Below are 15,644 nucleotides of genomic sequence, written 5' to 3'. Positions count from 1 at the left end.
ATAAAAGACCTATGGGATTTTTTGATTTCATGACCGAGGATATCGCAATAGATCTCGGAACAGCCAATACGCTGATCATCCACAACGACAAGGTGGTGATTGACAGTCCATCCATCGTAGCCCGTGACAGGGTTTCCGGAAAAATCACGCATGTCGGCAAGGAAGCCAACCTCATGCAGGGGAAGACTCATGAAAACATCAAAACCATCAGGCCGCTCAAAGACGGTGTAATTGCTGATTTCGAAGCTTCGGAACAGATGATCAAAATGTTCATCAACAGCATTCCCGCATTGAAAAAGAGGATGTTCACCCCTGCCCTTCGCATGGTCGTATGCATTCCGTCCGGAATCACCGAAGTGGAAATGCGCGCCGTAAAGGAATCCTGCGAAAGGGTAAACGGAAAAGAGGTATACCTGATCCACGAACCGATGGCTGCTGCGATTGGTATCGGGGTTGATATCATGCAGCCGAAGGGAAACATGATTGTTGATATCGGTGGCGGAACTACGGAAATTGCCGTAATCGCATTGGCTGGTATCGTATGTGACAAATCGGTAAAGATTGCCGGTGACGTTTTCACGAACGACATCATTTACTACATGCGAACGCAACACAATTTATTTGTGGGTGAAAGTACTGCCGAGAAAATCAAGATTGAAATCGGTGCCGCCATCGAAGATCTTGAATCCCCACCGGATGACATGTCGGTTCAGGGAAGGGATCTTTTGACCGGAAAACCAAAACAGGTGGAAGTGTCTTACCGCGAAATTGCGAAGGCGCTTGACAAATCGATACAGCGTATCGAGGATGCTGTGATGGAAACCCTGTCACAGACACCTCCGGAATTGGCCGCAGATATTTACAACACCGGAATTTACCTGGCCGGCGGAGGCTCGATGCTTAGGGGCCTTGACAAAAGGATTTCTCAAAAAACCGACCTTCCTGTTTACATTGCGGAAGACCCGTTAAGAGCCGTGGTGCGTGGCACAGGCATTGCTTTGAAAAACATCACCAAGTTCCGGAGCATCTTAATTAAATAGTTAATAAACAAATCCCAAACCCCAGGATATAAAGCTAATTTTTATTAGATTTATTGGGGTTTGGGATTTTTTTCAACCAGTGTATTTTAACTGATTACCAATGCAGCAAATATTTAATTTTATATTTAAAAACAGCTACAAATTGCTGTTTTTGCTGCTTTTGGGAATTTCGTTTTCACTGACGGTGCAGTCGCATTCATACCATAAGAGTAAAGTGATCTCCTCTGCTAATTTCCTGACCGGCGGCGTGTATGAACGCATGAATGCCATCAGCGAATATTTTAACCTGAAAACCCGCAACGAAGAACTGGCTATCGAAAACGCAAGGTTGAAAAGCCTGCTGTTCAATAAGGCGGACACGACCAAGCCCGCACTGCCTGATACCCTACGCGGCGTGAATAAAGTCAATATCGTGACTGTCTCGAAAGTCATACACAATTCATTTACCATGCCCGAAAATTACCTGACACTGAATTCGGGAAGCCAGGATGGCGTGAATGTGGATATGGGCGTAATCAACGATTTAGGGATTGTGGGATTGGTGGAAAAAACGTCAGCCCATTATGCCACGGTGCAGAGCATCCTGAACCTGAATTCAAAAATCAGTGCCAAGATTAAAAAATCCAATCATTTCGGCACGTTGTCATGGAATGGCAAAAGCACAGGATATGTCCAGTTGACGGATGTGCCGCGCCTTGCCGCAATCCGTAAAGGCGATACCATCGTAACCAATTCCGATTCTACGATTTTCCCGGAAAATATCGGCATCGGGACGATTTATAAGATATACACCGATGATGAAACGAATTACTACACGCTGGACGTGAAATTGTTCAATGATATGACCAATCTCGGCCACGTCTACATCATCGACATGAAAGACAAAAAAGAAATACAGACACTGCAGTCCCAAACCCAACCGACAAAATGAACGCAACGGTCCTGCTGAATATCGCCCGTTTCGTATTGCTGCTCGCGGCCCAGGTGCTTATTTTCAACAATATGCAGTTTCTCGGTTACATCAATCCTTACCCGTATGTGCTGTTCCTGATCCTGTATCCGGTAAATGGCAACCGTTACGGACTGCTGTTATCGGCATTCGCTTTGGGCATATTGCTGGACAGCTTCCTCAATTCAGGCGGTGTGCATACGACCGCTTGCATCACCCTGGCGTACTTCAGGCCGGCTTTCTTTAAATTTTCATTCGGTGTCAGCTATGAATACCAGACCATAAAAATTAATGACCGGCTCACACCGGAACGGTTTTCGTTCATTGCGATTTCAGTACTGCTGCACCATGTGATCTTATTCATTCTTGAGACATTCCGTTTCAGCTTCTTTTTCGAGATCCTGTTCCGTACAATTTTCAGCAGTATTTTTACAATCCTGCTGTGCATCATCATTATTTACATTTTTAAACCGACGAAGCGATGAGGAAAGTACTGCTGCCGACTGTCATCATTATCGCCGGAATTATGATCCTTGCGAGGCTGTTCTACCTGCAATTGATTGATGAAAGCCTGAAACTCAAATCGGAAAACATTTCGATAAAGAAAAAATTCGATTATCCCGAACGCGGCTACATTTATGACCGAAACGGAAAACTGCTTGTGGCCAACCAGCCGTCATATGACATCATGGTAACGCCGAGGAACGTCAGGGACATCGATACTACCGAATTCTGCAGTTTGCTCAATATCACCAGGGAAGATTTCATCAGGATATTGACGAAAGCCAAAAATTACAGCCCCATGCTGCCGTCGGTTTTCCTGCCTCAGCTTAACAAGAAAGAATATGCGGCCTTCCAGGAAAAGCAGCGCAAGTTTCCGGGTTTTGACATTGTAAAACGGTCACTACGCGATTATCAGGTGCATGTGGGTGCGAATGTCTTCGGATCGATTGCACAGGTGAACCAGAAGATCATCGACAACAATCCATATTATAATTCCGGTGATTTGATCGGGATCCAAGGCGTTGAGGAAAGTTACGAAAAGATACTCCGCGGCGTAAAAGGCGTGAAATACCGCCAGATGAACAAATTCAACAAAGACATCGGGCCTTATAAGGAAGGCCGTTTTGACACGATTGCTGTGCGTGGCGAAGACATTACGCTGAGCATAGATGCCGTCCTGCAGCAATATGGCGAAGAATTGATGATTAACAAACGAGGCGGGATTGTTGCCATTGAACCAAAGACCGGCGAAATCCTTGCACTGGTCACAGCCCCTTCGTATGACCCGTCATTGTTGGTAGGAAGGCAGCGTTCGAGGAATTACACGATGCTTTGGCGGGATTCGATAGCCAAACCTTTGTTTGACCGTGGGTTGCTGGCCCAATACGCACCCGGATCACCGTTTAAGATCATGACGGGACTTGTCGGCTTGCAGGAAGGGGTTATTGACGAGCAGACGACGTTTATGTGCCATCACGGATTCAGTTATGCGCGAGGGCGTTTTATGAAATGCCACGGTTTTGGGCCGCACCAGCTGCACAACGGAATTTACAACTCGTGTAACGCTTATTTCGGGAATGTCTATCTGCGGACGATCAACAAATATGTAAAACCCGCAGCCGCAGTCGATGTCTGGAGCAAACACGTGCGCAGTTTCGGATTGGGGGATTTTATGGGCTATGACCTTCCTACGGGAAAACGCGGCCGGGTCCCGACATCAAAAACCTATAAGAAAATGTATCCGAACGGCGGCTGGCGTGCCACAGCGATTGTATCCAATGCCATCGGGCAGGGTGAAGTGGAAGCCACGCCCATCCAGTTGGCCAATATGATAGCGGCCGTAGCCAACCAGGGGTATTATTATACGCCCCACATCATCAAGAAAATCAAAGGTGAAAAAATCGATCCGAAATTTACCAAAAAGCACGTATCGACAATAGACAGGAAATATTTCGCACCGATGATTTCCGGACTTTTCGATGTATACAATTTCGGTACGGCGAGTGCGCTTAAGGTCGAAGGAATCAACATTTGCGGAAAGACGGGAACAGCGGAAAACTTCACCCGGATCGGCGGAAAAAAAATACAACTGAAAGACCATTCCATCTTTGTAGCTTTTGCACCGATGGAAAACCCGAAAATCGCCATAGCCGTGTTTGTAGAAAATGGCGGTTTTGGAGCAACCATCGCCGGTCCGATTGCGAGCCTGATGATCGAAAAATACCTGCGGGGCAAAATTACGCGTACGGATTTGGAGAAGCGTATACTCGAAAAGAGCTTAAAAAGCGAATATGAGCGATTTACAAAGAAAAATTCCGATACGCTTACGAATATTAAACCGGAACCCATCGATTCGACACAAGTCGAAAATTAACCGAGCATGAGAAATCAAAGCATCAGGAGCAATCTGGACTGGATCACGGTGATGATTTATATCGTATTGGTCATCATGGGATGGCTCAATATTTACTCGTCGTCATTGCCGGAAGAAGGGGCTGAACTGTTTGACCTTTCGCAGTTCTATGGCAAGCAGTTGCTGAACATCATCCTGGCCGTCCCGCTTATCATTGTGATCCTGTCTGTTGACGGAAAGTTTTATGAAAAATTTGCCGGCTTAATCTACGCTGGTACCGTCGTGCTGGTTGCCGGTTTATTCGTTCTGGGTAAGGAAGTAAATGGGCAGACGAACTGGTACTCCTTTGGCAGCTTCAGTCTGCAACCCGCTGAATTCGCAAAAATCGGCGCGTCACTCGCACTGGCAAAATATCTCAGTGACGTGCAGGTCAACCTGAAGGATGTCAACCGTCAGATGCAGGCGTTGGCCATTATATTCCTTCCGGTATTGCTCATTGCGCCGCATGACCCCGGAAGCGCATTGATTTTCATGGTGTTCTTTTTCGTACTGTATCGCGAAGGGTTGCCGTCGTGGTACCTTTGGACCGGGTTCATCGCCGCCATCCTTTTCGTACTGAGCCTCGTGATGACGACCTGGGCCATCATCCTGATTGCCGCCGCAGTCATTGCGGTCATTTATTTACGGACACGGATCGTAAACAGGAATATCATCCTGAGCACAATGATGCTGGTATTGGTTTCGGGATTCACGGTATCCACGAGCTATGTTTTCGACCACGTTTTCCAACAGCACCACCGCGACCGGTTCAACATCCTTTTGGGGAAGAAAGTCGATGACAAGGGAATCGGGTACAACCTCAACCAATCTAAAATTGCTATCGGGTCCGGCGGACTTTTGGGCAAGGGCTATCTCGAAGGCACCCAGACCAAGGGCGGTTTCGTGCCTGAGCAGCACACGGATTATATCTTTACTACCGTTGGTGAGGAATGGGGATTTGTGGGATCGATGACCGTCGTGCTGCTTTTCATCGGCCTGATTGTGCGAATCATTTATATGGCCGAAAGACAGAAAACCAAGTTCAGTCGCGTGTATGGGTACTGCGTCGCGTCGATTTTGTTCATTCACTTCTTTGTAAACATTACCATGGTGATGGGTCTATTCCCGACCATTGGCGTACCACTGCCGATGTTTTCGTATGGCGGCTCCGGACTATGGGGCTTCACGGTGCTGATTTTCATTTTCGTTAAAATGGATGCCAACAAGGTCAACGAGTGGTAATTGCGCAGCAGCGTTAAGGTTTCGACGCTAGAGGTTTTTGATGACAAATTCACTTCGCCTGTTCAGTTCATGTTGCTCTTCGGTACAGGAATGGTCAGGGATGCAAGGGATAATCGGTACCGTTTCCCCATAGCCTTTTGCAGAAATCCTTCCGGCCGGTACCCCCATTTTCAGGAAATAATCCCGCGTCGACTCGGCCCTTTTTGACGACAGTTCCAGGTTGTAGGCATTGTTTCCGCGTACATCGGTATGCGACCCGATTTCGACGACCATGTCAGGATATTTCTTCATCAGTTCAATGACCCGATTCAGTATCGGCTTGGACTCCTTGCGAATGTACCACAGGTCATAATCAAAATAAATCGGTTCGGTCCGGATCAGCAGCCTGCCGTTATCGCGTACCACATCTTTTTCTTTGCTGATAATCGCTTCCTCCTTCTCCTTCTTCCTGGTCTCGGCCAGCTGTTTGTCCTGTTCGCGCTGCTGCTCTTGCTTTTCGGCCAGTTCCGCTTTTTCCTTATCGGCGGCAACCTGCTGCTCCTTTTTCACCGCGGCATCCGACTTGAGCGCCATCGAAGCATCATTCACCTTATCCCGCGTCTTGTCGAGCGACAGCTTCCGGGAATCGCTGCTGTACATGGTTTTCGACGCCAAAACGACATACCCGCTTCCACATAGGGCTTCAAACGAAAACTTTCCGTCCGGCTGCGTCGTGGTACGCAGGATCTCCTTCCTGTTTTCATCCTGCAGCACGACAATCGCATTTTCTAACGGCAGTGCGGTATCGACATCGGATATGATTCCGGCAATCCACTGCATACAATCGCGAACGATCAGCGGTTTGGTCTCTAACAGGCTGTACATATCATCACCGCCCTTTCCGCCGGGCCGGTCAGAAGCAAAAAAACCCTCTTTGGTAACCGGATCGATATTGAACGCAAAGTCGTCGTAGCCAGAATTCACTGGAAGGCCCACGTTCAGAGGTCGGCTGAAGCTGCCGTCGTGTATCTCCGACACAAACACGTCCATCAGGCCATAGCCGAAATGCCCGTTTGAGGAGAAGTATAACTTATCATCTTTCGAAACAAATGGGAACTGTTCCTTACGTGGCGTATTGATCCTGTCGCCTAAATTTACCAGGGCGCCGTAATCGTTCCCGTTGATGCTGACGCTGAAGATGTCAAACGAACCCAGTGTTCCCGGCATGTCGGAGGCGAAATACAATGTCCGCCCATCGTCGGCCAGCGCCGGATGTTCTACAGAATAATCTTCGCTGTTGAAAGGGAGCGCGGTGATATTCGCCCACTGCCCTGCGACGCGCTCAGCTCGGAACAACTGCATGACCGATACTTTCTGCGCATTTTTGGCGCGTTTCCCATTCTTATAATTGTTCCTCGTAAAGTACATGGTGTTGCCGTCTTTAGTGATTACCGCACCGGCTTCATGCATCATGGTATTGACCGCTGCCGGAAAAGGTCGGGCCGTCGTTGCTTCTGCGGAAGCGATTGAAAACAAGTCGAGATAACGCTCGTCGTTCCATTTGTACCTTTTTGAAACCGGGTCGTTGGCGGTTGCTGCAAAGACAATGCTGTCGCCTGCCATTATTGCCCCGAAGTCTGCATCCTTCGTGTTTACAGCCAGGTTGTGAATCTCAAACCGGTTCCCAATCCCCGATATGTTGTCGAGCTCATGCACGCTTTTTTCAAACGCATCCAGCGCCGCGCCATTCAACGATTTACGCAGCAGCCCGTTGGCCAGTTCCGTATTGCCCGTAGCCCGCAGGCATTGGTTGTACCGGAAACGATACTCGTCATCCACATTAGGGAAGGTACTTAGCAACAAGCGGTAATACTGCAGGGCATTACCTATATCGTTCGTATAATAATAGCAGTCTGAAAGATTGCGCAACACTTCGAGCGAGCGGTTGTCCTTTACGAGTTCCTCATACAACGGAAGCGCATCACTGTAAAAGGTACGCTCAAAGAGTCGCTTGGCACGTTGCGCGTCAAACTCCTGTGCGCGGGCACCGAAACATAAAAGCAGCAGGAACAGGAGCAGTATTTTTTTCATATCAGAAGAATCTCGGGGATTTATCATAACCCTTGCCCAGCAGGTCAAGGTCGAACAAAATAAAGAGTTCGTGTGTGCCGGAATTAAACTGGCCCAGGTTAGACAATGTATAATCGTAAGCGTAGCCTACGCGGATGCCGGGAGTCACCCCGATGGACATCAAACCACTGATGGCATCGCCCAAACGGTAAGCAGCACCCAGCTCAAAACGGTGCCTGAACAAAAAATTGGCGGAGATGTCTGTCGAAACAGGCATGCCGTCGACATATCGCGCCATAAAAGCGGGCTTGAACTTCAGGTCGGAGCCCAGCGCGAATACGTAGCCTCCGGTCAGGAACGTGTGTATTTTTTCAGAACCAATCGCGTGGATGCCATTGCGTTCCTCGATGTGGTCGGTGGAAAGCAGGTTCGGGACAGATAAGCCTAAGTAGTAATTATTGGCAAAATAATACACTCCTGTACCGATATTGGGTTTGAAGAAATTGATATCCTGAGCAAATGCCAGATCGGTTGACGGATTGCCACTTTCAAGCCGGAAACCGTTGAAGTTCGTCTGGAATGAAGTAAATCCGGCTTTCACACCGAAGGCCAGCTTTCTTCTCCCCTTCAGTGAAATGACATAAGCGAAATCAGCATAAAAGTTATTTTCCTTTTTCGCGCCGTCGCCGATGTCGTCTGAAATCAATGACAGGCCGAGCTCTATACGGCGGTTTACGGGAATATGGCTGAAGAATGTAACGGTCTTCGGCGCACCGACAGCACCAACCCATTGTGTGCGGTACAGCGATCCGACATTCAGCACCGCCTCGGTCCCGGTAGCGTACGCGGGATTGACGACGTTCATGTTATACATATAATGGGTGTATTCCGGATCCTGTTGTGCCAAAAGCGGCATGGCTGATAACAGAAAAACGATGCGTTGTAATGCTTTCCTCATTTCTGTTATCGGTTAAGGTACAGCCTTCCCTGCTTAGCGGAAACGCCTGGTTTGTTGAAATTAACGATATAAAAATACACGCCGTTCGGGGCAATTTTTTCTGTCCCCGACTCCGTATCGGTGCCGTCCCATTCGGGTTTGTTGATATTCCCTTTGAATAGAATACTGCCATAGCGGTTGTAAATCTCGAACGAATAATCCGGATACAGGAACTCGATGTCCGGAATCCGGAACGTATCGTTCACCGAGTCGCCGTTGGGCGAAAATCCGTCCGGGATGAAAAAATCATATTGCGACGGATTGCCATCACAATTGGTGAGCGAGACCACCACTGTAAGGATTTGCTGCGAAGTGCATCCGAGCACCGGCGAAACCTGCACGCCGTAATAGGTAGCCCCTTCGCGCAGCAACGTGTCATTGGCAAGCAGGCTTCCATCCTGAGGGGCGTCATACCAGAGTACTGTGCCTTCTGCAGACACGTTTGCCGTGAGGTCTGACAAGGTCGGGTTGTCCGCGCCACAAAAAAGCGCGCCATCTGGACTTAATTCCAGAGGCGGTTCCTCGGTAATGGTCACGGTGATGGGCGTACGCGACGAAAAGCAGCCGGCATTGCTGGATTCGGATATGAAATAATTGCCGCTGGTTAATACCGTGTCAGGGTTTAAGGGCTGGGTCGCTTCTGCGGAAGCGTACCAGGCATATTGATCCCCTGAAGGAAGCAGATCCGAGACGGTCGCGTTCTGTTCGGCACAAAAATTCATATTATTGGCTGCGGGAGCCGCTGGAATACCGTTAATATTGAAATTGCCGGTTATAGCGGTGGCTGATTCGCAGCTGGTTTGCGGATTGGAAATTTTCAAAATCGTCATTGTGGTAAGCCCCGCATTGGGCAGCAAGCCTGACGGAATGACGAATGTGGCGTTTCCGGTGGCCGGGTTTACGGTAACCGTTTGCATCGCCGTGACATTCGCGCCCGAAAGTTCGTACGAAACCGACAACGGATTGCTTCCCGGTACACCTGAAATGGTCGCTGTAACAGCGCTTCCAAGGCATACATCTGCTGCCTGCAATGACAGCGCTGAGACGTCTGGTAAAGGATTGATTGTAAAAGTCCTCACAAGATTCGCGATGGTGCCGCAGCCCGTAGCAGGATAATCAACATGGGTAATGGTGAATGTAGTTGTGCCGCTGTTTGGCAGGAGCGCAGCCGGAATGGAGAGCACCGCGCTACCGCTCGCGATTGTGATGCCTGTAGTTTGCGGCGCAGCGGTGTTGGCGCCGGACAGCGTGTAAGTGATGTTCATATCCGTAATGTTGCCAAAGCCGGAAAGCAATGCAAACACCGGCTGACCAATACACACGTTTTGGATTGTGCCGAAAAAAGTTCCTGCAGGCGGAATCGGATTGACGTTAAAACCGACCGGGGTGTTTACAGTGGCAACACAACCGGTAATCGTATTGGTTACATTGACGATTTGCAACGTTGTCAAACCAGGATTCTGAAGCAGCACAGAAGGAATCGTAAAAATGGTCGTGCCGTTGTCGGCGAGCTGGACAGTCTGGACGGGTGCGGTATTCGCGCCGGACAAGGTATAACGCAGTACCAGGCTGGTTTGCGTGCCAAGTCCTGAAATTGTTGCGGACACCGGAGCACCCTGGCATACGTCGGTTACCGATGCAGTCAGTGTGGTGACATCGGGAAGGATGTTCATCAGGAACTCGTCGGAGATGTTCGTCGGACTCGAACAACCCGTTACCAAATCCTGTACAATCGTTACCGTCACGGTCGTCATACCGGAATTCGGCAGTAAGCCCGGCGGAATCGTAAAAGTGCCGTTGCCAAGGACTGCCGTAAATGTGGCTTCCTGAGCGACCGCTACATTGGCGCCTGAAAGGTCATAAGTGACTTTAACGCTCGTCATCGGCCCCAGATCGGTCACCAACACGTTCGTACCCAAGGTAAGGCAGCCGCTGTTTGCCGACAGTGTGATATTATCGACAAAAGGCAGGTCGTAAATGACGAAGGTCTGAAATCTATTTACATCCGCTTCGCAGCCGGTCTTGATACTGACAATGTGGGTGATGTAAAAAGTGGAACTGCCCGTGTTTGGGATGACGGCTGCCGGAATATTGATTTGCGCCGCGCCCCCAACGACATGGATGGTGGCGTGTTGGTTGAGCGCCTTATTACTCGCGAAGATGTTGTAGGTAATGTCATAAGGCCCATCCGCGATATCCATGCCGCTGAGCTGCACGATGCCGTCAGACCCTTTGCACACCGTCGGAATATTGATTTGCGCGTCGTCAATCAATGGCAGTGGATAAATATTCAGTATACCGGGCAGGTCAGCGATGTTGTCACACGATTGATGGCTTGCCAGGTCACGGATGTCGGTGATGGTGATCACGTAGTTTCCGATTTGCCCAATTCCGGCGGGAATAATATCAAAGTGGGAAACACCCGCTATGAACTCGATGAGCTGTGTACGCGTCTCTGAAATTCCGGGTCCTTCCACCTGATAATCTATCTCGTATTGGTCACCATTCGCAATCGGGTCCGGCCCTTGGGTCAATGTCGCATGGAATGGCCCACCACCTGCCTCACCACAGAACTCGTCAAACAAGAGCGTTGCGCCGGTGAGGTCAATCCTGTCTTCGATGACAATGCGGATGTCTGCCGTACTTTTGTCGCACACCGGATGCTGCGGAAAAACCGTGTAGGAAAAGGTATAGATGCCGCTACCGTGTGTCTGGTAAAGGTGCTCCAGGTCGATAATGGGGTCGAACGGGTCCGACAATTCGGATGTGCCGGACTCTGACCACAATCCGTTCCCGTCTTCGCCCTGCAGGACCGTAGTAAGGTCAAGGTTGTTGTACTGTGTAAGGTCGTCGGCTTCACAAACGACAAAGTCCGGTGCCGACCCTGCATTTGGCGCCGCATACACCGTAACATAAATGGTGGAAGAACGTTCAGGACAGGAGCCGATGGCTTCCGCGGTGTAAGTAAACGTGAAAGTGCCCGGTCCTGTAGCGGCGGCACTGAAATATTTGTCTTCAAAAACAGTGACATTCGGAGACGTCCACAAACCATTGTGCTGTGGATAGGGATCCATCCCGATAAAATACTCAAACAGGTTCACGCGGTCGTTACTGCTGCACGCTGTGCCGTCAGGGCTTGGCACGCCGGTATATCCCCCGACCGTAATTGTGACCGTTGCATTATTATCACTGCACCCCGGAATGTTATTCCTCACGTAAATAAAATTGAACGTTCCTGTAAAATGAAAATTCCACAAGTTCAACTCGCCGGTCAGTACATTCAATGCGCCGGACTGCAGCGGGTCAATCCAGAATCCGCCGGGAACTGCATCAGGACCAAGTAACGCGAAAAGGTCAATGTTTTGGTAAATAGGATTGTCGTAGTCACAAATTTCAATGGCGGCGTCGGTACCTGCACACTGGGACTGCATTTTCCCTGTAAAAAGAAAAAAAAACAGCACAACCGGCAAAAGGATGCGGAGGTTATTGGATTTAAATGACATTCGTGTCTTTGGTTATAGCCAATATAACACTTAATCCCAAGAAAACCCTAAAAGATTATGAAGATTTTACATCCAGCGCGTCGCGCAGTGCGTTTCCAGTCATCATAAAGGCCAGTGTGACCAGCATGATGGCGATTCCGGGCACCATCGCCAGATAAGGCTTGCCCAGGATAATGTAACTGTAGTGGTCCTTGATCATGCTCCCCCAGCTGGGCACCGGCGGTTGTGCGCCCAGTCCGAGGAAACTCAGCCCGCTCTCAACCAAAATCGCCGACGCAAAATTGGCCGCAGAAATTACGATGACCGGCGCCATGATATTTGGCAGGATGTGATTGAAAATAATCCTGAAATTGCCGTAGCCCAACGCGCGCGATGCGGTAACATATTGCATTTCCCTGATGCTGATGACCTGTCCACGGACCACACGTGCGACTTCAACCCACATTGTGAGCCCTACAGCAATGAATACCTGCCAAAAACCTTTTCCCAAAGCGAGCGTGATGGCAATGACCAGCAGCAATGTCGGGATTGACCAGATGATGTTTACGAGCCACATTACGAAAGCATCGGCTTTGCCACCGAAATACCCCCCGATTGCCCCGAAGAATATGCCTATAACAAGAGAAATGAACACCGCCACAAACCCAATTGACAGTGAAACCCGCGACCCTACCAGCAGTCTGCTCAGGACATCCCTTCCGTATTTGTCGGTGCCTAAAATAAAGCTTTGCTTCCGGATGACATCCTTCGCGGCAGTGTATATGTCAGGGTATCCTCCGAGTTGGCTCAGCGGAACCGATTTCACGATTTTTACTGAGGGATCCTCGTTGTATTCCTCGTAGACGATCTCATTGTTTTTGAGTTCATAGCGACGGATGGGAATCTCATTGGCCATACTTGGGAAACCGGAAACATAACCCGAAATCGCACTTTCGGCCTTTTCTCCCGACGGAATCGACAACATCGTCACCGAGAAGCCGGGCTTCCGGGAATGAATTGACAGATGCATCTGATTGGCGTTCTGCGAATTGTCAGGAGCCAGCACATACGCGAAAATGGCAAGCAGCATCACCAGGACGATAAATGCAAAACTGAAAACGCCCCAGAAATTCTTCCTGAATTTCCGGAGCGCTATACTGGTTAATGACTGGTTCCCGCTCATGCAACAATGTTATGACTTCACCAGCTTTTCCCTTTTCTTGAGATTGACTGTCGGTTTGCTGCCACTGTCCTGCAGGTCAGACAGCACGTTGAGCGCTTCTTCTACATAGGCATCCTTGGCCAGGCTTTCGTGCCATCTTTTCCGCTTCTCTTTCAGCACCTCATCTTTTTCCATCTGTGCCGTTTCGTACGGAAGCGAGGTGAATTCCAGGTTGGTTTTGTACTCCCCGATCGCCTTGTATTTTTTATTTTCTGCTTTGATATTTTCCTGCTCTTTCCTGAACTTGTCAATGTTCAGGCTGTAATCGTTCTCATCTTTACGCTTTCCGAGCCATTGCGCGTTCTCGTCAATCAGCCTGAATTGCTGGCTTTGCGCCACCCGTTTCTTGCTGTTTGCAATCGCCTTTTCAAAATTCGGCTGCCTGTCCCAGACATTGTAATTCGCCGGATCAATCTTATCCCATGGCATCGCGTTTTCAGAGTCGCGCTCACCTACTTCGATGTAAGTGTACTTGTCCGGCATTTCCACGTCACTGGCCACGCCTTTAAGCTGCGTAGAACCACCGTTAATCCTGTAAAATTTCTGCGTGGTGGTTTTCAGTGCGCCCAGGTCGCCGGTGGCACTGTTGCGCACAAACTGGTTCAGGTCGATGACGTTCTGCACGGTTCCTTTCCCATAAGACTGTTTGCTGCCGATGATGACGCCGCGTTTGTAGTCCTGGATCGCCGCAGCCAGGATTTCAGATGCTGAAGCGGAGAAATTATTTACCATCACCACCAATGGCCCGTCCCATTGTACTTTGCTGTCATTATCAGGAAGCACTTCCTTATTCTTGCCGGTTGATTTTACCTGTACGATCGGGCCCTGATCAATGAACAGCCCGGCAATGTCCACCACGGTGCGCAGTGAGCCGCCGCCATTGTCACGCACGTCGAACACCAGTCCCTGGATGCCCTGCTTCTTGAGGCGGTCAATTTCCAGCGCAACGTCTTTAGCCGCATCCCGACTGTCCTTATTTTCAAAATCGATATAAAACTTAGGCAGGTAAATCACGCCGTATAACTTGCCGTCTTTTTTGACGATACTGGATTTGGCATACGTCTCCTCGATCTCTACCACGTCACGGATAATGGAAATGACTTTCATCGAACCGTCAACTTTTTTAACGGTGAGACGCACCTCAGTACCTTTTGGGCCTTTGATTTTCTTGACCACATCGTCAATACGCATCCCGACAACATCCACGGGCTCTTCCTTGCCCTGTCCGACTTTCAGCACAACATCACCCGGTTCGAGTTCTTTTCCCCTCCATGCCGGTCCGCCGGAAATCAGTTCGGTGATTTCGGTAAAGTCGTTTTTCTTTTGCAGCCTGGCACCGATCCCGTCAAATTTTCCGGAGATACTCATATCGAATTTGTCCTTGTCTTCAGGAGCGAAATAAGACGTGTGCGGATCAAAAGTTTCGGCGATGGTATTCACGAAGACTGAAAAATAATCTTCACGGTTCAGGTCTTTGATAAACCCAAAATACTCGTTGAGCGACTTCAGCGAATTCTCACGGGTCTCTTTCTCGAGCTGCTCGAAGGTTTTGGGGGCCTCGTCTGCAGCCGTGGTTTTAGGCGCAGGCTCCGTATCGTCCGATTCCTCATCGGCGACAGGTTCTTCCTTGATGCCTTTGGCCTTGTCTTCCTGCAATTTAAGCCTGTCAGACAACGAGGATAGTGTGGAAAGCTTAATCTGCTTGCGCCATTTTTCCTTGAGCTCAGCGGTTGATTTGGCGTAAGGCATCTTATCGTAATCGATATTGAAACTTTCATCGACATTGTAATCGAAAGGCTTGGCAAGGATGTCCTTGTAGTATGCCTTGCTTTCCTCCATACGCTGCATCAAACGGTTGTAAGTGAGGTCAAAAAATGTGAGGTCCTTGTTCCTGATCGCATCATCAACCAATGTCTCATATTTTGAAAACTCGTCGATGTCCGACTGCAGGAAAAACCTTTTGGAAGGATCGAGCGCAGTAAGGTAGTCCTTATACACAATTTTGGAAAAGTTATCGTCGATGTCCTTGGGCGCATAATGCCCTTTATTGATGACGAAAGCCAACAGTTCCAACAGCAGCTTATCCTTCTCAGGGTCGTTCTTATTCCCTCTCGGGATAAAACTCCATAATGCCACAGACAACGCTGCGACAACCAGCAATACCTTATAATTTCTTCTCATAAAATTCATAATTGCATTCATCAATTTCGTGCCTAAATTACATAAAAACCATACCAATGATTTGGCGTGTCACATAATTTTTTGTTA

Annotated in this window: 10 protein-coding genes; 5 read left to right on the top strand and 5 right to left on the bottom strand. The window is 49.0% G+C overall.

What is annotated here, in order from left to right; genetic code table 11:
• The first annotated feature begins 11 nt into the window (after positions 1 to 11).
• The 5 genes from HYN48_RS05660 to rodA all read left to right on the top strand — a co-directional run bounded on the left by HYN48_RS05660 (position 12) and on the right by rodA (position 5,626).
• The gene (locus HYN48_RS05660; protein WP_108370194.1) at positions 12 to 1,040 is read left to right on the top strand and encodes a rod shape-determining protein; all 1,029 of its coding nucleotides are present in this window, start codon (positions 12 to 14) and stop codon (positions 1,038 to 1,040) included.
• A 100-nt stretch (positions 1,041 to 1,140) separates the two neighbouring features.
• Positions 1,141 to 1,971 (top strand): rod shape-determining protein MreC, encoded by an 831-nt coding sequence (gene mreC, locus HYN48_RS05655; RefSeq protein ID WP_108370193.1) that lies wholly within the window; start codon positions 1,141 to 1,143, stop codon positions 1,969 to 1,971.
• On the top strand, positions 1,968 to 2,474 hold the full coding sequence (locus HYN48_RS05650) for a rod shape-determining protein MreD (RefSeq protein WP_108370192.1): 507 nt from the start codon (positions 1,968 to 1,970) through the stop codon (positions 2,472 to 2,474). Before mreC ends, HYN48_RS05650 begins: the two co-directional genes overlap by 4 nt.
• Entirely contained in the window at positions 2,471 to 4,366 is a 1,896-nt protein-coding gene (locus tag HYN48_RS05645) for a peptidoglycan D,D-transpeptidase FtsI family protein (protein WP_108370191.1), read from the top strand. Before HYN48_RS05650 ends, HYN48_RS05645 begins: the two co-directional genes overlap by 4 nt.
• Before the next feature lie 6 nt (positions 4,367 to 4,372).
• A complete protein-coding gene (gene rodA / locus HYN48_RS05640; RefSeq protein ID WP_108370190.1) occupies positions 4,373 to 5,626 on the top strand; it encodes a rod shape-determining protein RodA in 1,254 nt (417 codons plus the stop codon).
• A 27-nt stretch (positions 5,627 to 5,653) separates the two neighbouring features.
• On the opposite strand, the gene HYN48_RS05635 is transcribed toward rodA, so the two are convergent.
• The 5 genes from HYN48_RS05635 to HYN48_RS05615 are packed head-to-tail and all read right to left on the bottom strand — an operon-like array spanning position 5,654 to position 15,578.
• A complete protein-coding gene (locus HYN48_RS05635) occupies positions 5,654 to 7,696 on the bottom strand; it encodes an OmpA family protein (RefSeq protein ID WP_108370189.1) in 2,043 nt (680 codons plus the stop codon).
• Position 7,697: 1 nt separating this feature from the next.
• Positions 7,698 to 8,633 (bottom strand): PorP/SprF family type IX secretion system membrane protein, encoded by a 936-nt coding sequence (locus HYN48_RS05630; RefSeq protein ID WP_108370188.1) that lies wholly within the window; start codon positions 8,631 to 8,633, stop codon positions 7,698 to 7,700.
• A gap of 5 nt (positions 8,634 to 8,638) precedes the next feature.
• Positions 8,639 to 12,175 (bottom strand): T9SS type B sorting domain-containing protein, encoded by a 3,537-nt coding sequence (locus HYN48_RS05625; protein ID WP_108370187.1) that lies wholly within the window; start codon positions 12,173 to 12,175, stop codon positions 8,639 to 8,641.
• Positions 12,176 to 12,230: 55 nt separating this feature from the next.
• Positions 12,231 to 13,337, bottom strand: coding sequence for an ABC transporter permease (locus HYN48_RS05620; protein ID WP_108370186.1), 1,107 nt, complete (start codon positions 13,335 to 13,337; stop codon positions 12,231 to 12,233).
• A 9-nt stretch (positions 13,338 to 13,346) separates the two neighbouring features.
• On the bottom strand, positions 13,347 to 15,578 hold the full coding sequence (locus HYN48_RS05615; RefSeq protein ID WP_108370185.1) for a carboxy terminal-processing peptidase: 2,232 nt from the start codon (positions 15,576 to 15,578) through the stop codon (positions 13,347 to 13,349).
• Positions 15,579 to 15,644: the final 66 nt, after the last annotated feature.

Origin of the sequence: Flavobacterium magnum, from assembly GCF_003055625.1 — a bacterium.
Taxonomy (GTDB): Bacteria; Bacteroidota; Bacteroidia; order Flavobacteriales; family Flavobacteriaceae; genus Flavobacterium; species Flavobacterium magnum.
The sequence above is the reverse complement of the archived record's forward strand: the minus strand, read 5'-3'. Positions and strand labels throughout refer to the sequence as shown.